We start from the raw sequence: 23,154 nt of genomic DNA on the forward strand, positions 1-23,154 counted from the left end.
AGATGACAACTTAACAACCAAATAGCGTTATCAGATAAAAAAAAAGAGGCGTGTTCGCCTCTTCCGGTAATAACGTGAGTCATCAAATTAATTAAAATTCGGTCCAGGCACCTTCAGTCGTGCTGACGTCTTTTTTAAATGCAATTTCTTTCGGTTGGGTGGTTTTCTTAATCCGGCCTGACTGACGGACAGCTTCCCCGTGAGTGGACTCCTGCGTCACAGGCTGTGCAGCATTATCGGTTTTTTCCACCCGGAAGAAGGAGACAATATCAAACAGATGCCGGGCATTATTATTTAAGTTTTGAGTAATCACGGATGACTCTTCCACCATTGCCGCATTCTGCTGAGTGGCTAAATCCATTTCATTCACCGCCATTGCTATCTGGGCAACACCCGTACTTTGTTCTTCAGAAGCCTGGGTTATTTCCTGCATGATATTGCTGACGTGGGTGACTGATGTGACAATCTCATGCATCGTTTTACCGGCATCTTCTATCAGGCGCGCACCGTCATCGACGTTTTTAACAGACTCATTGATCAGCAGATTAATTTCTTTTGCCGCATCGGCACTGCGGGCGGCAAGATTGCGAACCTCACTGGCGACAACGGAGAAACCGCGTCCCTGCTCACCGGCACGTGCGGCTTCAACAGCGGCATTCAGTGCCAGAATATTCGTCTGATTGGCGATGCCATCAATCACGCCGTTGATTTCAGAAATTTTTCGCGCACTTTTGGAAATCTTATCCATGGTGGAAACCACGTTGGCCATCACCGAAGATCCGTTATCCGCAGTGTTACGCGCCTGCTGAGACAACAGATTTGCCTGACGTGCATTTTCAGCATTGTTAGACACGGTGGTTTTAATTTCTTCCATGCTCGCTGCGGTCTGTTGCAGTGCGCTGGCTTGTTCTTCGGTTCGGGAAGCCAGATCATGGTTACCGGTGTCGATTTCAGAAGCATCGGTTCGGATGTTATCCGACGTATAGCGGACGGAAGTAATAATCCCGCTCAGTGAGCCTTTCATGTTCTGCAGCGATTCCAGCATCACACCAATTTCGTTGCGAGCCCCTGTTTCAAACTCATGGAACAATTCGCCGGAGCTGATTTTATCCAGCATGGATGACGCAGTTTGCAGACGATTGAACACAAATCGTTTGATAAGAATAAATGACAGACATGAGATACAGATGGTCACCGCCAGAAGAAGCCCCGAGATGATCAGGAACGCCAGACGGTCTGCGGAAAATTTGTTGGTAATATTATTTTCTACCTCAACGCTATAATTTGCGTATTCCTGTACGGCGTCATCCAGCGCATTCTCCAGCTTACCGTTATCGAAGCCAGTATTGTTGTTAGCTTCGAGAGAACGCATATTATTGGTGTAACTTTCAATTAATGCGTTGAATTTATTATAAACATTGGTTGCATAAACCTCACCTTCCTTATTGTTTTCAGCGGAACGTTGAAAATTACTGGCATGGCGCTGTGCATTTTTAATCCCTTCAGAAATTACTGCTGCTTTTTCTGCGAGGAACTCATGGGAAGCATTCGGGTCATTGTACACATAGTTAATATCCCCGCGGACAGAGCCAAGAAATGCACTCATGCGGCGTAGCTCTCTGATATTTTGAGTCAGAACTTTCATTTCATTGAAAGAATCACCGGCTTGTGACATGGATTTAAATGAAAAAGCCGAGGTGACCAACAGAATAAAACAAAGCAGAAATAAAATAGTCTTAATCAGGGTCGATATTTTGAAGGATGCCATTAAAGCCTCTGCAATAATCTACTATATTAAAAAGTCAGGTCAACAGAAGGATTATTTTTGTCAGGTGCTCAAAAATATCTTCCATCATATTTTCAAAAAACGGCGCAAGGGTATACATGATCATCGACATCGCTATCATGCCGATACTCAGCGTCAGCGGAAAACCGACGACAAAGATGGAAAGCTGAGGCGTCAGGCGGTTAAGCAGCCCCAGCGTCAAATTCAGTGTCAGAAGCAGAGTGATAATGGGCAGTCCCAGCATCAGCCCGCATTTAAAGACCATTCCGGCGGTGTAAGTAATCGCTAACAAACCATCTGCATTGATCGGCGTTGCGCTCACAGGCAGTAATACAAAACTGTCCGCCAGAATATTAAGCATCCATAAATGACCATTAAAGGTCAGAAACAGCAACGTCACGAGCAGATTCAGGATGCGGGAAATCACCGGCATATTTCCCCCGGCGGCGGGGTCAAAGAATGTGGCAAACGATAATCCCATTTGCAAACCGATAATCTCCCCGGCATTGCGCACGGCCACAAAAATAAACTGTACCGTCAGCCCTATGGCAGCACCGATAATGAATTGTTGCGCGCCCACCCATAATCCGGCGAAAGAAAAAATTTCTATATGTGTGTTAGGCTGATGCTGTCCAATCAGTAATGAGATAATTATCGCCAGACCTATTTTGGCTTTCTTCCCGATGCCCTGTTCATTAAAAATTGGCGCGGTCGTGAATAAAGCCAGTACCCGCAGCATTGGCCAGAAATACTGGTTCATGACGGCATATAAGCTGGCAACGGACAATGTAAGCATAACTATCCGATGACGTACGGCAAATTAGTGAAAAGCGTGCGCATATAATCCAGAAACAGATTTAGCATCCACGGGCCCATCAGAATACCGACAGTCACGATCATCAGGATTTTGGGAATAAATGATAATGTCATTTCATTAATTTGCGTGGATGCCTGAAATATACTGACCAGCAACCCGGTAAACAATGCGGCAAATAACAAAGGTGCCGCAATCATCAACCCGACTTTCATGGCCTGGAATCCCATCGCCATTACACTTTCCGGTGTCATTTTCCATCCTGTTTAACTTTTTAACTGTTTAACTATTCACTGCTTACTGTTCACTGCTTAACTAAAGAAACTTTGTGCCAGTGAGCCCATCAGTAATTGCCAGCCATCCACCAGAACAAACAGCATCAGTTTGAAAGGCAACGAAATGGTCGCAGGGGGAACCATCATCATGCCCAGCGCCATCAGTACGCTGGCGACCACCAGATCGATAATCAGGAACGGAATGAAAACGGTGAAGCCAATCTGGAATCCGGTTTTCAGTTCACTGGTCACGAAAGCGGGCAGTAAAATGCGCAGTGGCACTTCTTCCTTACTCTGGAAGTTTTCTTCTTTGGCCATACGCGTATACAGCGCCAGATCGGTTTCACGGGTTTGTTCGAGCATGAAAGTGCGCAGTGGCTGAACGCCTCGTTCCAGCGCCGTTTCCATGCTGATTTTATCTTCCGATAAAGGTTGCCAGGCGTCTTTGTAGATCTGATTAAAGACCGGAGACATAACATAAAACGTCAGGAACAGCGCCAGCCCCAGTAAGACCTGATTGGGCGGCGTAGAGGGGGTACCGAGTGCATTGCGCAATAGCCCTAAAACGATGATCACCCGGGTAAAACCGGTCATCATCAGCAGGATTGCTGGCAGGAAAGTGAGTGAGGTCAGCAGCACCAGCGTCTGCACCGGCAGTGACCAGTTTTCACCATCGGCTGAACGGGTCAGCATCACATCGCCGTTCGCGGCGAAAACATCCCGGGCAGGTAACATCAGCCCGACAATCATTAAAAGAAACAGTCCCGAAGGCAGCCACCGGCGGGAATGATGACGCGAAAATAAAGTCATCCCGCTGGCTCCGTTTTACGTTTTTTTAGCAGATTCATCAGCGTGGACTGGAAATCGCCAGACGCTGATACCTCCTGTGCGGCCCCTTCATCCGGCGGCTTATCAAAAGTGGCAAGACAACTGATCTGAGCCGGCGTTACGCCAAGCAAGACTCTTTTATCATTCATATCAATGACCACTACGCGCTCGCGCTGCCCCAGTGAATGACTGGCCACCACAGAAAGTATCTGATTGCTTTTAGGAAGATTGCGGGCAAACCCTGAACGGCGTGCAAGCCAGGCGAATGCAGCGATAATCATCAGTATCAGCACCAGGGCACCGCCAACGTTCACCAGGATTGAACCGGGCATGGCCGTATCAACAGTCGAAGGAAGGTTCTGAGTGTGGGGCTGCGGGGTCGTCTGCATCATCATTACCTGCTCAGGCGATACATCCGCTCTGAAGGCGTAATAATGTCGGTAATGCGTACGCCGAATTTATCGGAAACCACCACCACTTCACCCTGAGCAATCAGATAACCATTAATCAGAATATCCAGAGGCTCACCCGCCAGACCTTCCAGAGAAACAACCGATCCCTGACTCAGACGTAATAATTCCTTGATCGTCATTTTCGTCCGGCCTAATTCCACGGTCATTTTGACCGGAATATCGAGGATCAGATTGAGATCCTCTGAAAAATTTGTCACCTGTACCTCTTTCGCGGAGGAGTTATCAGCGGCTTGTTGTTCACTCATCGCATCACCCCAAAGATCATCGATGGATTCTTTATCAGAACCGCCCGAAGTTGTAGTGTCAGTCATTGGGGAATTACTCCTTTTTTAAAGATAATAAAGCGGGATTCATCATTTGCTCTACTTTCAGAGCATATTGGTTATTGACACAACCATATTTTCCCGAGAATACGGGAACGCCATCAACACGAGCTTCAATGCTCTCTTTTTTATCAATGGGAATAATATCCCCTTTCTGCATATTCATAACTTGCGAAAGGCGGGTGGAAATATCAGAGAAATTCGCCACCAGCTCAAGTTCAGTGTCCCTGACCTGAGAGGCAAGCGTACTCCGCCATTGCCGGTCTTCCTGCTTGGAATTTTCCATTGGCGGATTCGTCAGTAATTCGCGCAAAGGCTCGATAATGCTAAAAGGGATACAAATATCAAACTCGCCCCGGTGCGGGCCAATTTCCACATAAAAAGGCGTGGTCACCACAATATCGTTAGGTGACGACGTAATATTGGTGAATTTCACCTGTATTTCTGCGCGGACATATTCGGTTTTCAGTTTGAAAATGGAACTCCAGGCGAAATCGTACGCCTCCAGCGCCATCGTCAGCATCCGGTTTATCACGCGCTGTTCGGTCGGCGTGAATTCGCGCCCGTCCGCTTTGGTAGGAAAACGTCCGTCTCCCCCAAATAAATTATCCACCGCCATGAACACCAGATTGGGCGAGAAGACGAATAACGCCGTCCCGCGCAACGGGTTCATATGAACCAGATTAAGGTTAGTCGGCACCGGCAGGTTACGGGCAAACTCATGATACGGTTGAATTTTAATGCTTCCGGCAGTGATATCCGGGCTTCGACGCAGAAGATTAAACAGTCCCATACGAAACTGTCGCGCAAAACGTTCGTTAATGATCTCAAGTGAATGTAACCGTTCACGAACGACGCGACGCTGGGTATTAGGATCATAGGGTTTGATCCCGTCATCCTGCACTGCATTGTTAGCAGTACTTTCGCTTTCTGCGTTGCTGCCGCCATTTAAAAGGCGATCAATTTCAGCCTGAGATAATATACTGTCAGACATAGAAATTACCGTAAGATGAATGCGTTAAATAATACATCAGTCACTACCGCACTGTGATTCGGCGCGAGAGGCTTGCTGACGGTCTCTTTTATTTTCTCTGTTAATCCGGTCTTACCTTCATCAGAAGAGATATCTGTTGCCGTCTGATGCGCTAAAAGAATTAATAAACGACTCCTGACTTCCGGCATATATTCTTCCAGCAAAGACTTCGATTCCGCGTCTTTAACCCTCAGCGTAAGACCAATATAAAGCACGCGGTCTGAATCATTCGCTTCCGGTTTCAGACTGACGGTGAAGGTGTCCATCTGCACATATACCGGCACTGCTGGCGCCGCATTTTTTACCTTCGCCGGAGCATCATCCTTTGCTCCGGCTTTCATGTTCTTCATTTCGTAAAATGTATAGCCCGCCAGAGCACATGCGCCCACAGCAATAAGCATCATTAATAAAATAGCCAGGGAACTTTTTTTCCCACCCCCGCTGGCCTTCTGGTTCTTCTTGGACATTATCTGGAAAACCCTGTTGTAAAAATAAGCCGGCGAACAGGCCGTAATAGATGCTCTGATAAGCCGTGCATTCTATTACAGTCGGACACCAGAACAATTCACGAAAGAAATGAAATTAGTGTTGCCAATTCGCTCTATAAATTATTATGTCAAACAAATGTATTAATACCGTTGGAATAATGGAGAGTTTTGTTGCTTATTTCCGGCATCTCATCGGTCAGATGCGCATTCTCCTGTCCGTCATCTTCCGTGAATCCCCGGCCGGAGGACCCGTCGGATTGCGCGGAGGCACTCCAGGAAGAAGAAGAGGAGTCAGCGCCGACACTGCTTTGTCCCAGATTGATCCCCGATTCAGCGAGTGATGTGCGCAGATGTGGCATTGCGGCCTCCAGCGCAGCACGCACCTGATGGTTCTCAGTAACAAAATGCAGCTGCGCCTGATCGTTGTTCAACCGCAGGCTGATTTGCAGCGCACCTAACTCTTCGGGATGAAGGCGTAACTCCGCATTGTGAATGCCGTTACGGGAAAAATAAGCCAGCTGCTGCCCCACCGCCTGCTGCCACGCCGGTGTGCCCAGCGCCTGATTAATCACCGCCGGCGACGTGGTGACGCCCGGTGCCGGAGCAGAGGTCAGCTCGCTGACTGCCGTAATATGCGGTCGCAGGCCGGTTTCCGGGGTCAGCAATGCGGAGCTTTCCTGTCTCACCGGCAGTGCCGGATTCAGTTCAAATCTGGCCGGTGCCGCAGCGGGCTCTTTTGGCGCAGCGTCGGTTTTCGTCATCACTGACAGAAAATCCTTATGCTGATCGGCGCTGGTCTTATCGGTTCCCTGTTTGCCTGCCAGCGAAGCCTGTGCGGCCAGTGCCGCCTGAGAGACGGCTTTCGGCTTCATGCTTTCCGGCATCATCAACACAGTGCCCGGACGTTCCTGACGTTGCGTCACCTGAACAGCCGCTTCGGACTGAACCGGAGCTGGGGTCACCGGCGCTTCAGTCGTTTGTGCCGGTTGCGCAGGCACGGCAGCATTCTGCGTAACGATTTGCTGCAAAGCCAAAAGTTGCGGATCAACAAAAGGTGTCTCAGGCGTCTGCCCTTCGGGCGCCGGTTGCGGCATATCCGTGATCAGATCTGCCGGGGGTAACTCAGCGGGCAGGACTGGCAGGGGAACAGGAACAGGAACAGGAACAGGCACGGGCACCGGCTCAGCGTCAGCACGGGCATTATCACGCTTTGCTGTGTCAGGCTGCGTCGCCCCGTTATCCTTCGCGGGCGCGACCGGTTTAGTCGGATAGGCTTTTTCCAGCGTGGTCGCGAAGTTCGCCTCACCGGTTTCAGGCGTCGTGCTTTTTTCCGGCACCTTATCAGGGGTCACGCCGCTGATGACAGAGTTGGCCTGGACAATCATAAAATTTCTCTTCCCATGCAGGCACGCTGCGCAAATTCATCCATGAGCTTTTGCTCCTGTCGGTTCTCTTTCAGCATCCGTACGTCATCTGCCCGGCTTTTCAGCGTTTCAAACGCATTGAGACGCTGCTTATCGTGTCGCCAGGTCAGCAGTGTTTCATTGACCGTGTTCTGGCATTTCTGCACCTTATTCGCCTGCTGCTTAACGACATTTCCCAGCGAATCAATGAAAGACTGGCGGTTGAGCAGATCTGCCACCGGGATCCCTTTACCGGACACCGTCGCCCGAAGCTGTTGCTGGTATTCCAGTTCGAAACTCTCCAGCTGACCGAGTTGCCTCGCAGCCAGCGTATAAGCCTGCTGAACTTTGCCTAACTCAGCGGTGGTATCTGTCAGCGTTTGCTCCGCAAGTTCACGCAGAAAATCCATCGGATTGGTGATAGCCATAATTAATTAGTCACCTCAGGCTTTGGGTTGGTCTGAAAAAATGGCATCAAGCTTGTCGCCCGCTTCCTGATAACCGCTGCTCTCGTAGATTGCCTGCTGTAAATAGGCTTCCATTTGCGGATACAGGCGAATGGCTTTATCCAGCAGCGGATCGCTGCCCGCCGCGTACGCCCCGACGCTGACCAGGTCACGGTTACGCTGATAGGAGGAAAGCAACTGCTTGAAGTTTTGGACTTTTTTGTAATGCACCGGCTCGATAAGCTCGGTCATCGCACGGCTGATGGAGGCTTCAATATCAATGGCCGGATAATGGCCGGATTCAGCCAGACGACGCGACAGCACAATGTGTCCGTCGAGGATCGCACGGGCGGAGTCGGCGATCGGATCCTGCTGATCGTCGCCTTCCGTCAGAACGGTGTAAAACGCGGTGATCGATCCCCCTTCTTTCACGCCATTACCCGCCCGTTCAACCAGTGCCGGTAATTTCGCAAACACAGAAGGCGGATAGCCTTTGGTCGCCGGAGGTTCACCGATCGCCAGCGCGATCTCACGCTGCGCCATGGCATAACGGGTCAGGGAATCCATGATCAGCAGGACATCCAGCCCGTTGTCGCGAAAATCTTCGGCGATACGGGTGGCGTACACCGCGCCCTGCATACGCAGGATCGGCGAAACGTCCGCCGGGGCGGCAATCACCACAGAACGCTTGCGCCCTTCTTCACCGAGGATATTTTCGATGAAATCTTTCACTTCACGGCCACGCTCACCAATCAGGCCGACGACAATCACATCGGCTTTGGTGTAGCGGGCCATCATGCCCAGCAGCACACTTTTCCCGACGCCGGAACCGGCAAACAGCCCCATACGCTGACCACGACCGACGGTCAGCAGGCCGTTAATCGCACGGACGCCGACATCCAGCACATTTTTAATCGGGTCACGCAACAGCGGATTCACCGGAGGCGTAAACAGCGGGCCGTGTTGTGACGTGACCGGCGGCGGCAGGCCATCGAGCGGACGGGCGCTGGCATCCAGCACGCGGCCTAACAGTTCTCTCCCCAGCGGCAATTGCTTGCTTTTACTGGCTCCCTCACCGTTTTCAAGCGCGTAAACCCGCGCGCCCGGTAAAATGCCGTCGACATTTTCCAGCGGCATCAGATACAAAATCTGGCCATTGAAACCGACCACTTCGCTTTCGACTTTATCCACGCCGTCGCGGGAATGACGTTCCACGATGCACAATGTGCCGATCGGCAGTTTCAACCCGACGGCTTCCATCACCAGTCCGGTGGCGCGGGTTAATTTGCCGTACTGGCGAAAAGGCGGCAGCGAGGTCATCAGCTTCTCTTTTCTGTCGATAGCCTCCAGCCATTTTGCGAGACGCATCGTCATGCCAGATAATCCTCACGACTCAGCTCGCACAGTTCCTGCCAGCGGGTATTCATGGTGGCGTCGAACTCGCCTTCTTCCGAGGTAATCCGGCATCCGCCCGGCAAGATTTGCGCATCGCCACGGATATCCCAGCCCATCGACGCCAGTGATTTACCGACATTATCTTGTACCAGCGCCATATCATCGGGATTGACCCACAGAATCGCGGTGCCCTTGAACAGCGTTTCCTGCTGTAACAGCTGCTGAATTTTCTCCAGCAAGACGTCGTTATCGCAGGTGATATTTTTGCCCAGAATGGAGCGCGCCGCCGTCAGCGACAACTGCACCAGACGGGACGGGATCACGCTGTCGAGATTGCTGAGGGCAATTTTGAACTCTTCCAGCAGACGGGCAAAATGCTCGCCGGTTTCACGCTGCTGCGCGCCGGACTCAGCCAGACCTTGTTCAAAACCTTCTTTGTGACCCTGAGCAAATCCCGCCTCGTGCCCCTTTTTTTTCCCTTCTTCCAGACCGCGTGCCTGCCCCTGCGCAAAGCCTTTTTGTTCGGCCTGCTGACGGATACGCGCCAGCTCGGCCTGCAATAATTCATCAGACTGATAGGTGCCTGGTGTATCAATAATGTCATGTTCAGGCTGGCTGAAATCGTCCAGCAGGTTCTGCGGCTTCCAGACCTGCCAGTCAGGCTGCTTCCCGCGATCAGACGTAGGCATCTTCGCTTCCTCCAATCACCACTTCGCCTGTCTCTGCCAGACGGCGGACAATCAGCAAAATGCTTTTCTGCTCGGCTTCCACCTGAGACATACGGATCGGACCACGGGACCCCAGATCTTCTTTCATGATCTCCGCCTGACGACGGGACATATTGCGGAAGAATTTCTCTCGCAGCGGCCCTTCGGCACCTTTGAGGGCAACGATAAGTGATTCGTTTTCGATCTCCTGCAGGATGCGCTGAATGCTGCGGTCTTCGATTTCGACCAGATTTTCGAACAGGAACATCTCGTCGATAATCTTCTGCGCCAGTTCCTGGTCGAATTCGCGAACGGCTTCGATAGCCGCCTCTTCCTGCTGAGATTTCATCAGGTTGAGAATTTCCGCCGCTGGACGTACACCGCCCATTTTGCTGCGCTTGAGATTCTGTCCGTGCAACAGACCGTTGAGCACTTCGGTCAGTTCCTGCAAGGCGGCAGGCTGAACGCCGCCGAAGGTGGCAATACGCAACATGATGTCGTTACGTTCGCGGTCATCGAATTTACTCAGCACATCGGCAGCCTGACCGCGTTTGAGGTGAACCAGAATGGTGGCAATAATCTGCGGGTGCTCGTCGCGGATCAGGTCGAAGACGGTCTGCGGCTCCATAAAGTTGAGCGTCTCGATACCGTTGGTACCCTGCTGAGTATCCAGCAAGTCCTCGAGCAGGCTGGAGGCACGCTCCTCGCCCAGCGCCTTCACCAGCACACTGCGCAGATACTCATTGGTATTCACGCTCAGTGCCGCGTATTCACTGGAATCCCGCTGGAATTCCTTCAGAACTTCGGCCAGTTGCTCATGAGTGAAGCCGCCCATATTGACCATTGAACTACTGATCAGTTTGACTTCATGGGTGTTGAGGTGTTTGAACACCTCGGCCGCCAGCCCGTCACCGAGCGTCAGCATGACGATCGCACTTTTATCTGAGGCATTCATCAGGACTTCATCTCCTTATTCATCCACTGGCGAATGACCAGTGCAATAACCCGTGGCTCCTGCTGTGCCAGTTCGCGCAGGCTCTGGGTATTAAGTTCCGTTTCAACGCGCTGCTCGGCCTTGGCTCTCGCGCCGCTTTCTGCACGGCGTGCGCTGGCATCCAGTTCTTCCTGACGTGCCTGTTTCTCAAGCTCCAGACGCTGCAACACCAGCTCCTGATTGCGCAGCCAGGCAGGCTGAACGGCTTTACGCCACAGGAACCAGGCCACCAGGGCAATCAGCAGATAACGGGCGGCAGACATCAGCAGGTTAATAAACCCTTCCTGCTTCCAGAACGGCGGTGCCGGCTCTTCTTCCACCGGGGTAAATGGCGAGTTCACGATATTGATGGTGTCGCCTCGTGCGGCGGAATAGCCCATCGTCTCTTTCACCAGCGCATTCACCTGCTCCAGTTGCTCCGGCGTTAACGCCACCGGCGTCCCGTCTTTGCCTGGCAGATAGTTGACGACCACAGCAACAGAAAGCCGTTCGATGCTGCCGGTGCTGCGCTTAATGTGCGTCAGCGTACGGTCAAGCTCGTAGTTGGTGGTGTTGTCTTTGCGGTTATTAAACGGCATCGGCGTCGCCACTGTCGTTTCAGCCGTGCCTGCCGCCGGGTTGGCGTTGTTGTTTGCCGCATTCGTACCCTGCGCAGGTTGGTTCGGTACCGGCGGCTGAGTTATTGGCGCGGTCGCCGGCACTGGTGGCTGATTGCTCAGCGCCCCCGGCACACCGCCGACGCCACTTTTGCTGCCCTGTTCGGCATCACTGGTCTGGCGGCTGCGGATCGCCATTTTTTCCGGCGACGAGTTTGGCTGATATTGCTCGGCGGTTTGCTCGTGTTGAGTGAAATCAATCTGTGCAGTCACCTGCGCCTTAACGTTATTACGCCCGACAATCGTGGCGAGAATCGTCTGGATACGCTGCTGGTAGTCCGCTTCTACCTCGCTGGTGTATTTAAGCTGTGTCGTCTGCATCGCCTGACCGCCACTTTGGGTCAGCAGCCGTCCGCTCTGATCGACGATGGTGACGTTATCGGCATTCAGCCCCGGCACCGCGCTGGAAATCAGATAAGTGATCGCATTCACCTGTCCGGAATCCAGCGTGCGTCCGTTGCTCAGCGTCAGGGTGACAGCCGCAGAAGGTGGCTTCTGTTCGCGGACAAACATGGACGGTTTTGGCATCGCCAGATGCACGCGGGCATTCTGTACCGTGCCAAGCGTTTCGATGGTGCGGGAAAGTTCGCCTTCCAGCGCACGCTGGAAGTTAACCTGCTCACTGAACTGGCTGATGCCAAATTTTTCCTGATCGAGCAATTCGAAACCCACCGCGCCGCCCTTCGGCAAACCGAGCTGGGCGAGGGTCAGCCGTGCTTCGTGAACTTTATCTTCAGGCACCATGATCGCCCCGCCGCTTTCCTGAAAGCGGTAAGGCACATTCATTTGCGTTAATTGCGCCACGATAGCGCCGCCGTCCTGATCGCTGATATTGCTGTACAGGACGCGATAATCTGGCGATTTAGCCCAGAAGATCAGGGCAATAATGATTGAAATAGCCGCAGATGCGCTGATGAGCAATATAATTTTAGGACTCGAACGTAAACGTTCTAATGCTGCCATCAGATTAGCTGTACTTTTGTTTTTAATACCGTTTGTTGTGGCATTCATGCCGTAGTCCTGTAAAAAAATAAATGACGCAATGCAGGCGTATTGTTGCGAATCAGCACTCCGGATACGGATAAGAGAAAGCGAAGCAGTAAATACACAGACAGATTTCCAGTCGCGTATTATCTTCTAATTGCGTTTTTTTTAAACATCAATAAGCTGAAACTTCTGTCAGCTATTCGCATTATTTTATTTACATGACCTTATGTTACGCTGCAGTTATTAAAAACCCACAGAGAGAATAACGGCGAGCTTATTAAGCCGATATAAAGGAATTTCTGATGTCTATTCAATCGATGAAAGGCGTTCTGGATCAAATTAGCTTCCAGGCCCAGCAAACGTCGGCCACACAAAAAACACCGTTCATTTCTGATAATAAAAATGTCGATAAAAAATTACAATTTTCAGACGTTTTATTCGACAGTATTAACAATATCAGTCAGATGCAGAACACCGCGAAGACACAGGCACAGGACTACATGACCGGCGCGACGGACATCGGACTGAACGATGTCATGATATCCATGCAGAAGTCGTCTGTGGCACTTAATCTGGGTATCCAGGTACGAAATAAAATGGTCAGTGCTTATCAGGAAGTCATGAGTATGTCTGTTTAAAAGACGTGTTATCTGATGGCATCAACAGTATCAGAAAAAAACCTCTTTTAAGAAATATGTTTAATATGGCCTGCTGGTCATTTTTTATTTCTTCGCTGTCAATATCTGCCCTACAAACCTGCAGGAGATCATGACCTTCCTTATCAATTGGGGAATATGCAGGCAGATATGTCAGTTATTATCCCTTTGGGAATTAAACTCCATCAGTAACAGTTGAACAATTGAAATATGCGACTTCAGGAAGAACTTTCCGATAAGGATTTGCAAAAGATTGCAGAGCTTATCTATCAACGCGCAGGGATTGTATTAAATAGCCAGAAGCGTGACATGGTCTATAACCGTTTGTCCCGCAGGCTACGTGAATTGAAATTAACCCGTTTTACTGACTATATCAGTCGTCTGGAATCCAACCAGAACAGCCCGGAATGGCAGCTATTTATTAATGCGCTGACCACCAACCTGACGTCATTTTTCAGGGAGTCTTACCACTTCCCCATTCTGGCAGAACATGCACGCAACCGGCCAAATTACAACGTGTGGTGTACCGCAGCATCGACCGGTGAAGAACCCTGCTCCATTGCCATGACGCTGGATGAAACCCTGGGCCGCTCGGTGGCCGGGCCGCGTATCTGGGCAACGGATATCGACACAGAGGTCTTACAGAAAGCCACGAATGCCGTGTATCGCCTGTCTGATATCGACAGTTTAACCGCTGAACAGAAGAAAAATTATTTCCTGCGCGGTACCGGCGATCAGCAAAATCTGGTGAAAGTCAGAAAAGAATTACTGGCCAGTATCCGTTACCAGCACCTTAATTTGCTGAGTCCGACCTGGGATGTTCCGGCACCGTTTGACGCCATATTCTGCCGTAATGTGATGATCTATTTTGATCAAAAGACGCAGGAGCAGCTGATGAAACGCTTCGCCACCCTGCTCAAACCGGGTGGCATTTTGTTCGCCGGCCATTCGGAACATTTTAACAGTACGAATGGTCCTTTCCGCCTGCGAGGTCAGTCAGTGTATTCCCTGGCCCGGGAGAAATAATGAAAATGATACGAGTACTTTGTGTTGATGATTCGGCACTCATTCGCACCATTATGAGTGACATTGTGAATCATCAGTCTGATATGGAAATGGTGGCCACAGCACCGGATCCCATTATTGCCCGGGATTTGATCAAGCGATTTAATCCGGATGTTCTGACGCTGGACGTGGAAATGCCACGCATGGACGGTCTGGACTTCCTGGAGCGCCTGATGCGTCTGCGCCCTATGCCGGTGATCATGGTGTCCTCGCTGACCAGCCGGGGATCGGAAATAACACTGAGTGCTCTGGAACTGGGAGCCCTGGATTTTGTCACCAAGCCTGAGATGGGGCTGAAAGACGGCATGATGCAATATGCAGAGATCATTGCAGAAAAAATCCGCATGGCTTCCAGAGTGCAAGTCTGCCGCCGGGACCGGCATCCGCACGCAACTGCCGTGATTTCCAGCCCGCTGGTCGGCAGTGAAAAAATCATTGCCATTGGTTCCTCCACCGGCGGTACAGAAGCCTTGCGTCAGGTGTTACTCCCGATGCCCATGACCAGTCCGGGCATCGTGATTGCTCAACATATGCCGCCCGGCTTCACGCGATCCTTTGCAGAACGCCTCGACAACCTTTGCCAGATTTCGGTGAAAGAAGGTGAGGACGGCGACCGCGTATTGCCCGGTCATGCCTATATTGCGCCCGGCGACCGGCACATGGAACTGATACGCAGCGGCGCTAATTACCACATCAGACTGAATCAGGCTCCGGCGGTTAACCGCCATCGTCCTTCCGTTGACGTGCTCTTCCGTTCAGTCGCCAAATCTGCCGGCAAAAATGCGGTCGGCGCGATCCTGACCGGAATGGGCAGTGACGGTGCCCACGGATTACTGGAGATGCGCAAATCTGGCGCGCATACCCTGGCGCAAAGCGAAAAAACCTGTGTGGTGTTCGGCATGCCCCGCGAGGCTATCGGGCTGGGCGCTGCGTGCGAGGTGACTGATTTACATGACATGACTCAGCACATACTTAACGGCGTGGTGGGTCAGGCCCGGCGAATTTAACACCCGTTATGGCACCTGCTATCGGGTGTCTTTTGTTTTTCTACTGTTTTGTATTTTCACAATTTTCACCATTAAAGGACGAGTAAATGGCAGATAAAAATTTGCGCTTTTTGGTTATCGACGATTTCGCCACCATGCGCCGCATTGTTCGTAACCTGCTTCAGGATTTGGGGTTCAAAAATGTGGAAGAGGCGGAAGATGGTCAGGATGCACTGACAAAACTGCGCGCTTCTACTTTCGACTTCGTGATCAGTGACTGGAATATGCCAAATCTGGACGGCCTGCAGCTGCTTTCGGAAATGCGTAAAGACGATGTCCTGAAAGCAATTCCCGTGCTGATGGTGACCGCCGAAGCGAAAAAAGAAAACATCATTGCGGCGGCTCAGGCTGGCGCGAACGGGTATGTGGTGAAGCCTTTCACCGCAGCAACGCTGGAAGAAAAACTCAATAAAATCTTCGAAAAACTGGGGTGGTAATCAGAGGATGAATACAACAACAAACCAGGCATCAGCAAAAAACTTTAAAGACATTTTTTCCCGCATTGGTCAGCTCACCCGTCTCCTGCGCGACAGTGTGGCCAATCTGGGTCTGGATCGCGCCATTATGGATGTGGCGGAAGCGATCCCCGACACTCGGGAACGTCTGAACTATGTCGTGGGGAAAACCTCGCAGGCAGCAGACCGCGCATTAACCTGCGTGGAAATTGCGCGCCCGCTTCAGGACTCCCTGAGCGAACAATCCTCCGGCCTGAAAGAGCGCTGGGATGCCTGGTTTGAAAATCCGGTTGAGCTGTCAATGGCACGGGAACTGGTCGCAGACACACGCGCATTTCTCGATGAAACGCCGGTGATTGCCCGCCAGACCAATGAACAGCTCATGCAAATCATGATGGCTCAGGACTTTCAGGATCTTACCGGTCAGGTGATCCAGAACATGATGAAGCTCATCGAAAACGTTGAGCAGGAGCTGATTCAGGTTCTGGTAGAAAACATGCCGGGCATGATGCCAGCCTCCACCAGCGAACCGGAAGACAGCCTGAAAAACGGGCCGCAGATCAACCAGTCCGTCGCAGGCATTGTTGCCTCGCAAGACCAGGTCGATGACCTGCTCGATTCGCTGGGATTCTAAACATCATGCGGTTCTGTTTCCTCCTCTCTTCTTCCCTACACGCCGCCCTGAGCGGTCACTTGCCGGGCTGCTCTCATGTCTGAAGAAAGTGATGTAGAAAAAACAGAGGAACCCACACCCACCAGGATATCCAAAGCCCGCGAAGAGGGGCAGGTTCCCCGTTCCAAAGAGCTGACGTCCCTGCTGATGCTGCTGGTGGGCTGGATGTTGATCATGCTCGGTGGCTCGCATCTGGCCGGAAAGCTCAGCTTGCTGTTGCACAACGGGCTGACCTTTGACCGTCTGGTGATGCTCGATTCCAGACTGATGCTTCTGCGCGCCGGTGAGTTATTCAGCATGGCGGTATTTTCCGTGCTGCCCATTTTAGTCGGGCTGTTTTTCACCGGGCTGGCATCCCCGCTGTTACTGGGCGGTCTGAACATCAGCGGAAAATCATTAAAAATGGATCTCAAGCGTTTGAATCCTTTATCAGGACTCAAACGCATGTTTTCCACACAGGTGGTATCGGAATTACTGAAAAGTCTTCTGAAAGTCACCCTGGTGGGATGTGCTGCCGGGGTTTACCTGATGAGCGCAAAATCCCACATGATCCAGCTGATTTATGAACCGGTCGCGATCGGGCTGAAAGATATGCGATCTCTGGTGTCCGGCTGTCTGCTGGTGGTGATCCTGGCGCTGATCCCGCTGGTGGGTTACGACGTATTTCATCAGGTCATGAGTAACCTGAAAAAGCTACGCATGAGCCGTCAGGAAATACGTGATGAATTTAAACAGCAGGAAGGCGATCCGCACGTTAAAGGACGCATCAAACAGCTGCAACGTGCCGCTGCCCGTCAGCGAATGATGGAAGACATTCCTCAGGCTGACGTGATTGTGAATAACCCGACCCACTATTCCATTGCCCTCAGCTACAAAGAGGACGGCACAGGGGCACCCGTGATGCTGGCAAAGGGTGCGGGCGATATTGCATTACGCATCCGTGAAGAAGCGGCTAAACACAATATTCCGATGCTGGAAGCCCCGCCGCTGGCGCGCGCGCTTTACCGGCATTGCGAAATTGGCGAACAAATCCCGACCGAATTATACGGTGCCGTCGCAGAAGTCCTGGCCTGGGTTTACGGCCTGAGACGCTGGAAAAAAGGCACCGGCGCCCTTCCTAAAAAACCTGAGAACCTTCCGGTGCCTGCGGCACTGGATTTTGCACAAGAGAGTCATGAGTGATGGCCAATTTAGCCACCAAATTACGTTTACCGGATTTTAAACAGACGCAATGGCAAATACTGGCAGGTCCGGTATTGATCATGACCATTCTGGCCATGATGATTTTGCCGCTGCCAGCTTTCATTCTGGATTTGCTGTTTACCTTCAATATCGTGCTGTCGCTGATGATTTTGCTGGTGGCGATGTTTACGCAAAACACCCTGGAATTCTCCGCATTCCCAACGGTGCTGCTGTTTTCCACGCTGTTGCGACTGGCGCTCAACATTGCTTCAACCCGTATCATCCTGATGTATGGGCATACCGGTGAAGGGGCGGCGGGTCAGGTGATCGACGCATTCGGACACTTTCTGGTGGGCGGTAATTTTGCCATCGGTATCATCGTGTTCGTCATTCTGGTGATCATCAACTTCATGGTTATCACCAAAGGTGCCGGACGTATCGCAGAAGTCGGCGCACGTTTTGTCCTCGACGGGATGCCGGGCAAACAGATGGCGATCGATGCGGATCTGAATGCCGGGATCATCGGCGAGGAAGAAGCCAAAAAGCGCCGCAGCGATGTGACGCAGGAAGCCGACTTCTACGGATCCATGGACGGTGCCAGTAAATTCGTGCGCGGCGATGCCATCGCAGGGTTGCTGATCATGGCCATTAACGTGATCGGCGGACTGATGATCGGCACGATGCAGCATGACATGTCTTTCGCCGAAGCCGGGGCAACTTACACGCTGCTGACCATCGGTGATGGTCTGGTGGCGCAGATCCCCGGACTGGTGATTTCGACCGCCGCCGGTGTGATCGTGACCCGCGTGGCGACCGATCAGGACGTCGGCGAGCAGATGGTGGGCCAGCTGTTTAATAATCCACGCGTCATGGTGCTGGCCGCCGGTGTGATCGGCCTGCTGGGGCTGGTGCCGGGGATGCCTAACTTTGTCTTCCTGCTGTTTACCGGCGGTTTGCTGGCCCTGGCCTGGTGGATGCGCGGACGTCAGACCGATAATCCGTCAGCCCGCAAACGCCCGATGAGCAAAGACGCTCAGGCGGCGGCGAAAGCCGAAGCTGACGCGGCGCAGGTCACCGAAGCCTCGTGGGCAGACGTACAGCATGAAGATGTTCTGGGGCTGGAAGTCGGATACCGCCTGATCCCAATGGTCGACAGTGAACAGAAAGGTCAGCTGCTGACCCGTATTCGCGGGATCCGTAAGAAATTTGCTCAGGAAATGGGATTCCTGCCACCGCCGGTTCACATCCGCGACAACTTAGATCTGGCGCCGACGGATTACCGGATCCTGCTGAAAGGCGTTGAAATCGGACGCGGGGAAACTCAGCCTGAACGCTGGATGGCGATCGATCCGGGTTGTGCTGAAGGTGAATTGCCGGGTGTACCTTGTCAGGATCCGGCCTTTGGTTTGCCTGCGGTGTGGATCGACGAAGTCATGCGCGAACGGGCTCAGGCGCTGGGTTATACCGTGGTGGATCCGAGTTCGGTGATCGCCACACACCTTAATCACCTGATTTCCCTGCACACGGATGAGCTTTTTGGCCGCCAGGAAACGCAGCAACTGCTGGATCGTCTGACGAAAGATATGCCGAAACTGGTTGAGGATCTGATCCCCGGCGTGATTTCGCTGACCACCTTCAATAAAGTGCTGCAAAATCTGCTGTCGGAGCGGATCTCCATTCGCGACGTGCGCACCATTATTGATACGCTGGCGGAATTCGCTGGCACGATTACCGATCCTGACGATCTGACCGCGCACGTTCGCATCAGGCTGGGCCGTGCCATTACCCAGAAATGGTTCCCCGGAAATGGCGAAATGCAGGTGATCGGGCTGGATCTGAATCTCGAACGGTTGCTCATTCAGGCGACACAAAGTGGCAGCGCCATCGAACCGGGCATCGCAGAAAATATTATGCTGCAGACCGAAAAAGCCATTGCCCAGCAGGAAGCCAGCGGAGCGCCGCTGGTGTTGCTGGTGAATCAGCCTCTTCGCTTCATGTTGTCCCGCTTCCTGCGCCGCGTCTATCCGCAGCTGACCGTGTTATCGAATCAGGAAATCAGCAATAACCGTAACGTCAGAATGTCTTACATCATCGGAGGCAAAGAATGAACCTTCGTGCCCTGATCACCGGGCTTACGTTGTGCTTCCCGCTGGCGGCTGCGGCTGCCAGTGGTTCCTGGAGCGGAGATTCAGCCGGCGGGAGAGTCAGCGTGGGTAATCAGACATTAACCAGTCGCCCGCTAAACACGACCCTCCCGCCGGCGGCGACCCTTGGCCGGATTTCGTGGCGTATCAGCCTGCTCTCTGCGCCGCCTCCGGGTTTGCAGATTAAATTGTGCAGTCAGGAAAAGTGCATCAGGCTGGATTCATTATCAGGGCAGAAAAGTGTGGGTTCATCGCTGACGGCGCGCGGACCCTTTTATTTTGTCTATACGGTGGAAAGTCAGGGGCAGTTATTGCCGCCCCTGAATGTGGTGAAGAATCAGCTTACGATTAATTATTATTAACAAGTCACTGTGGCTAATTGAATTACCTGTTAAGAATAATCAGTATTCAATTTTGCCGAAGAGTAGCAAGGTGAGAGGGGTGCTCAACGCTATGCTAAGGCTATATTTGGTTAACCAAAATAGCCTCTCCGGGGATTAATGGAACGCGGAGGTAAATTGTGATGAATACGCCTCGCTGTACTTCTTCCCGCGATGTAAAGATGACATCTCCTTTTTCAGTACATCCAGTCTGCTTTTCAACGTTTTTTCAATTTCGTCTTCACTTTCAATCAGACTGGTCAGAATAAAGCTCAGAGATGTCTTCTCATCCGGTAATATATCTTCCGGCTGATTACTGATCACATCATTGAGCTTAGTAATATACACCTCGGCAAGCTGGATAAATTCTTCCCACTTGCCCTGCTTTACCATTTCAAGCAGATGTAAGTTCAACTGATAAATCTCTTCATACTCTTCGGATACCGTGTTACCCATAATTTTCCAGCCTTTTTTTAGGTTCAATTTCCTTCCATGTGGTGGCAAGGTTTGTCAGTATTTCACTCACACTCGTGAGTCCGTCCGGAGAGTTTTGCCGGTTAGCGTCCAGCAAGGTTCGTGACATATAGTCATATAACCTCTCCAAATCTTCCGCGATGTGTTGTCCCTTTTCATGATCCAGAGACGTTCGCAATCCGTTATCAATAATATTGATGGCGCGGGAGATCATTTCTCCACGCTTGGCAATATTTCCCATTTCAAAATAGATTTTGGCGCGCAGTACGGCGTTATTCGCGCCTTCATACAACATGGTAATCAGCTCATGTGGCGATGCGCCGGCCAGCTGACTTTCCAGATCAACCTGGGCGTAAGCCTTACTTCCCGATTTTGAATACATGGTGGTTCCGCTTTCTCCCGGCAGGAGGGCAAGCCTCCTGCAGAGTCGTTATTCGTTGAAATTAAACCATCAGAGTGACGCTAAAATGCCGGTCAGCTGATTTTGCAGGCTGTTAAGCTGTGACATGGTGCTGTCCAGCGCCGAGAACTGCACCCGGTAACGCTCAACCTGTGCGTCGATCAGTTTCTGGGTTTTATCCAGCTGGGTCTGCATGATTTTGACCTGTTCATCCAGGCTGTCAGTGGACGTTTTAATCAGACCGTCAGTTTTAGTCTCCGGATCACCCACATATTTGGTGATGATGGTGCCGAGTTTGACGGCCATCCCTTCGTTAGTGCCGCGTCCCATAAACATATCGGCAATACCGTCCGGATTATCGGCAATGGCGGCATCAATTTTGCTTTCATCCAGCGTCATCTGGCCGGTGGCCGCATCAATTTTGATGCCGATATCTGCCAGTGAGGTGATGTCAGCATCCGAAGAACCGTAGGTGCCGTTCACCGCCGTACGCAGCTCACTGACCATGCCGCGCAGGGTGGAATCCCCCATCAGTGCGCCGCTTTCACCATTTTGCGTAGCGACCTGATCGTCTTTCAGACCCGACGTATCATTCTGGACATATTTGCTGGCTGCGGTGGTCATTTTCAGCAACGCGTTGTACTTCTCAACGAAGTCTTTCACGCTGGTTTTGATGGCACCGGTATCACGGGTCATCGTCAGCTGTTCTGATTTATTATCTTCCGACACCGCTTTGAGCTGCAGGGTGACGCCGCTGATAATGTCGCTGATGTTGTTGGAAGAACGGGTATATGAGCTGCCATCAACTTTGAGCTTTGCATCCTGCGCTTCGGTCACTAAATACATGCCGTCGCCGTTATCGGGACCCTCCGCCGGTCGTCCGCCGTTTGAGGTGTCCATCATGCCGGCAAGCTTGTCATCACCTTCAACTTTGACGCTGATTTTACCGTCGCTGCCGGTGCTTTTAGAACTTAACACCAGCTGATAACCGTCGTTGGTGCGCTGCACGCTGGCGCTGACACCACCGTCTTGTTTATTGATGGCCTTGGCAATCTGGTTCAGTGAGGTTTCATCATCCTTCAGCTCAACCGTGGTGGTTTTCGCTGAATCACCGGAGCCGGTCGTAATGGTGACCGTGCGGATACCGTTATTCGCCTCGCCTTGCGCTTCGTCGGCACTGTCCACGCCTTCGGTTTTGATTTTGTGCGCCATCGCCAGCTGTTCAACCGTGACTTCATGGCTGTCGGCATTGGCGCCGGTGGTGGCTGTCGCGCTAAACGCTTTATTGGAGCTGACCGTTAAGGTGTTAAAGGCATCGTTAGACAGACTTTTTACGCTGGTCTGCAGCGCTGACATAGAACTGGAAATCTGACCCCATGCGGAAATCTTCGATTTATAGCTCGTTTGCAGCAAGGTATAAGGCTTCAGACGCGTCTGTTCCCCTGCCTTGATCTGCTCAAGCATGGTTGCTGTGTCAAGACCGGATCCGATACCCAATGATGAGAAGGAAGCCATTATATTCTCCTGTATAGAATGTATTTTATTTCGAAGGAACTTCACTATTAGATATCGGTTCAAGCAATATAAAGTTTAATTCTTTGTCATTTACCCATCAACCATAACGCCCGATAAAAACATTCCCTGCTTCTTTTCACCCAATAGATTTCAGAAATCAGGGGTTATTTCACTTATTCCGATCCGCAAACATCACAATTGGCGACAAAAGTGTATTCTTTTATCATGATTGCGATTTAAATAAAAAAATATCCCTGCTAAAAACGTCATTAACATTATTACCTTCAATTTTAACAAAAGTATGAATTCTGACCGCGCAGCAAATTAATTTAAAAAAAGACTTTAGAGATTTTCTGACACTCCGATGATTTAAGTATGCGAACGAAATAACGCATCACTCAATTTAAATACAGTTGCAGTGTTACATTATAAATACTCGAGGAAATCTCAATGGCACAAGTTATTAATACCAACTCCCTGAGCCTGGTAGCACAGAACAACCTGAATAAATCACAGTCTTCACTGGGTACCGCTATCCAGCGTTTATCTTCCGGCG

At 51.4% G+C, this 23,154-nt stretch carries 25 protein-coding genes and 1 pseudogene; 9 read left to right on the plus strand and 17 right to left on the minus strand.

Annotation, left to right across the window (positions count from 1 at the left end):
* Positions 1–91 precede the first annotated feature (91 nt).
* The 14 genes from J1778_RS02075 to fliF form a co-directional block, all read right to left on the minus strand.
* Positions 92–1,768, minus strand: coding sequence for a methyl-accepting chemotaxis protein (locus J1778_RS02075; protein WP_238484523.1), 1,677 nt, complete (start codon positions 1,766–1,768; stop codon positions 92–94).
* 34 nt (positions 1,769–1,802) lie between these two features.
* Entirely contained in the window at positions 1,803–2,582 is a 780-nt protein-coding gene (fliR, locus tag J1778_RS02080; RefSeq protein WP_217171769.1) for a flagellar biosynthetic protein FliR, read from the minus strand.
* A gap of 2 nt (positions 2,583–2,584) precedes the next feature.
* Complete coding sequence (gene fliQ, locus J1778_RS02085; RefSeq protein WP_112291438.1) at positions 2,585–2,854, minus strand: flagellar biosynthesis protein FliQ; 270 nt, start codon at positions 2,852–2,854, stop codon at positions 2,585–2,587.
* A gap of 57 nt (positions 2,855–2,911) precedes the next feature.
* A complete protein-coding gene (fliP, locus tag J1778_RS02090; RefSeq protein WP_238484530.1) occupies positions 2,912–3,568 on the minus strand; it encodes a flagellar type III secretion system pore protein FliP in 657 nt (218 codons plus the stop codon).
* Positions 3,569–3,681: 113 nt separating this feature from the next.
* Complete coding sequence (gene fliO, locus J1778_RS02095; RefSeq protein ID WP_238484524.1) at positions 3,682–4,098, minus strand: flagellar biosynthetic protein FliO; 417 nt, start codon at positions 4,096–4,098, stop codon at positions 3,682–3,684.
* Positions 4,098–4,487: a flagellar motor switch protein FliN gene (fliN, locus tag J1778_RS02100; RefSeq protein WP_217171771.1), complete on the minus strand. Its 390-nt coding sequence runs from the start codon at positions 4,485–4,487 to the stop codon at positions 4,098–4,100. The genes fliO and fliN overlap by 1 nt, the downstream gene beginning before the upstream one ends.
* Before the next feature lie 7 nt (positions 4,488–4,494).
* A complete protein-coding gene (fliM, locus tag J1778_RS02105; RefSeq protein WP_217171772.1) occupies positions 4,495–5,493 on the minus strand; it encodes a flagellar motor switch protein FliM in 999 nt (332 codons plus the stop codon).
* Positions 5,494–5,498: 5 nt separating this feature from the next.
* The gene (gene fliL / locus J1778_RS02110) at positions 5,499–5,999 is read right to left on the minus strand and encodes a flagellar basal body-associated protein FliL (protein WP_217171773.1); all 501 of its coding nucleotides are present in this window, start codon (positions 5,997–5,999) and stop codon (positions 5,499–5,501) included.
* A gap of 149 nt (positions 6,000–6,148) precedes the next feature.
* Entirely contained in the window at positions 6,149–7,405 is a 1,257-nt protein-coding gene (locus tag J1778_RS02115; RefSeq protein WP_238484525.1) for a flagellar hook-length control protein FliK, read from the minus strand.
* Positions 7,402–7,851, minus strand: coding sequence for a flagellar export protein FliJ (fliJ, locus tag J1778_RS02120; RefSeq protein WP_217171774.1), 450 nt, complete (start codon positions 7,849–7,851; stop codon positions 7,402–7,404). Before fliJ ends, J1778_RS02115 begins: the two co-directional genes overlap by 4 nt.
* Before the next feature lie 15 nt (positions 7,852–7,866).
* Entirely contained in the window at positions 7,867–9,243 is a 1,377-nt protein-coding gene (gene fliI / locus J1778_RS02125) for a flagellar protein export ATPase FliI (protein ID WP_217171775.1), read from the minus strand.
* The gene (locus tag J1778_RS02130; RefSeq protein WP_217171776.1) at positions 9,240–9,953 is read right to left on the minus strand and encodes a flagellar assembly protein FliH; all 714 of its coding nucleotides are present in this window, start codon (positions 9,951–9,953) and stop codon (positions 9,240–9,242) included. Before J1778_RS02130 ends, fliI begins: the two co-directional genes overlap by 4 nt.
* A complete protein-coding gene (fliG, locus tag J1778_RS02135; protein WP_217171777.1) occupies positions 9,940–10,926 on the minus strand; it encodes a flagellar motor switch protein FliG in 987 nt (328 codons plus the stop codon). Before fliG ends, J1778_RS02130 begins: the two co-directional genes overlap by 14 nt.
* Positions 10,926–12,632: a flagellar basal-body MS-ring/collar protein FliF gene (gene fliF, locus J1778_RS02140; protein ID WP_217171778.1), complete on the minus strand. Its 1,707-nt coding sequence runs from the start codon at positions 12,630–12,632 to the stop codon at positions 10,926–10,928. Before fliF ends, fliG begins: the two co-directional genes overlap by 1 nt.
* 278 nt (positions 12,633–12,910) lie before the next feature.
* Here fliF and fliE point away from each other — a divergent pair, with 278 nt between their 5' ends.
* The 8 genes from fliE (at position 12,911) to J1778_RS02180 (ending at position 20,191) form a co-directional block, all read left to right on the plus strand.
* Positions 12,911–13,246, plus strand: a complete 336-nt coding sequence (gene fliE / locus J1778_RS02145; protein WP_217171779.1) for a flagellar hook-basal body complex protein FliE — start codon at positions 12,911–12,913, stop codon at positions 13,244–13,246.
* Between the two features lie 228 nt (positions 13,247–13,474).
* Positions 13,475–14,290 carry a CheR family methyltransferase gene (locus J1778_RS02150; RefSeq protein WP_217171780.1) on the plus strand — a complete coding sequence of 272 codons (816 nt, stop codon included), beginning with the start codon at positions 13,475–13,477 and terminating at the stop codon, positions 14,288–14,290.
* Positions 14,290–15,336, plus strand: a complete 1,047-nt coding sequence (locus J1778_RS02155; RefSeq protein ID WP_217171781.1) for a protein-glutamate methylesterase/protein-glutamine glutaminase — start codon at positions 14,290–14,292, stop codon at positions 15,334–15,336. Before J1778_RS02150 ends, J1778_RS02155 begins: the two co-directional genes overlap by 1 nt.
* An 86-nt stretch (positions 15,337–15,422) precedes the next feature.
* Complete coding sequence (gene cheY, locus J1778_RS02160) at positions 15,423–15,812, plus strand: chemotaxis response regulator CheY (protein WP_217171782.1); 390 nt, start codon at positions 15,423–15,425, stop codon at positions 15,810–15,812.
* A 7-nt stretch (positions 15,813–15,819) separates the two neighbouring features.
* Complete coding sequence (gene cheZ / locus J1778_RS02165) at positions 15,820–16,464, plus strand: protein phosphatase CheZ (protein WP_217171783.1); 645 nt, start codon at positions 15,820–15,822, stop codon at positions 16,462–16,464.
* A 75-nt stretch (positions 16,465–16,539) separates the two neighbouring features.
* A complete protein-coding gene (gene flhB, locus J1778_RS02170) occupies positions 16,540–17,685 on the plus strand; it encodes a flagellar biosynthesis protein FlhB (RefSeq protein ID WP_217171784.1) in 1,146 nt (381 codons plus the stop codon).
* Positions 17,685–19,793, plus strand: coding sequence for a flagellar biosynthesis protein FlhA (gene flhA, locus J1778_RS02175; RefSeq protein ID WP_217171791.1), 2,109 nt, complete (start codon positions 17,685–17,687; stop codon positions 19,791–19,793). The genes flhB and flhA overlap by 1 nt, the downstream gene beginning before the upstream one ends.
* Positions 19,790–20,191 carry a flagellar protein FlhE gene (locus J1778_RS02180; protein WP_217171785.1) on the plus strand — a complete coding sequence of 134 codons (402 nt, stop codon included), beginning with the start codon at positions 19,790–19,792 and terminating at the stop codon, positions 20,189–20,191. Before flhA ends, J1778_RS02180 begins: the two co-directional genes overlap by 4 nt.
* A 135-nt stretch (positions 20,192–20,326) precedes the next feature.
* Here the strand turns inward: J1778_RS02180 and J1778_RS02185 are convergent, their stop codons facing one another.
* The 3 genes from J1778_RS02185 to fliD form a co-directional block, all read right to left on the minus strand.
* The gene (locus J1778_RS02185; RefSeq protein WP_238484526.1) at positions 20,327–20,665 is read right to left on the minus strand and encodes a flagellar protein FliT; all 339 of its coding nucleotides are present in this window, start codon (positions 20,663–20,665) and stop codon (positions 20,327–20,329) included.
* Complete coding sequence (gene fliS, locus J1778_RS02190) at positions 20,658–21,065, minus strand: flagellar export chaperone FliS (RefSeq protein ID WP_120163525.1); 408 nt, start codon at positions 21,063–21,065, stop codon at positions 20,658–20,660. The genes J1778_RS02185 and fliS overlap by 8 nt, the downstream gene beginning before the upstream one ends.
* A gap of 69 nt (positions 21,066–21,134) precedes the next feature.
* Complete coding sequence (gene fliD / locus J1778_RS02195) at positions 21,135–22,598, minus strand: flagellar filament capping protein FliD (protein WP_217171786.1); 1,464 nt, start codon at positions 22,596–22,598, stop codon at positions 21,135–21,137.
* 450 nt (positions 22,599–23,048) lie between these two features.
* Between fliD and J1778_RS02200 the strand changes: the two are divergent.
* Positions 23,049–23,154 (plus strand): annotated as a pseudogene (locus tag J1778_RS02200) (flagellin FliC); the annotation flags it as partial.

Origin of the sequence: Rahnella bonaserana (assembly GCF_019049675.1) — a bacterium.
GTDB classification, from domain to species: Bacteria; Pseudomonadota; Gammaproteobacteria; order Enterobacterales; family Enterobacteriaceae; genus Rahnella; species Rahnella bonaserana.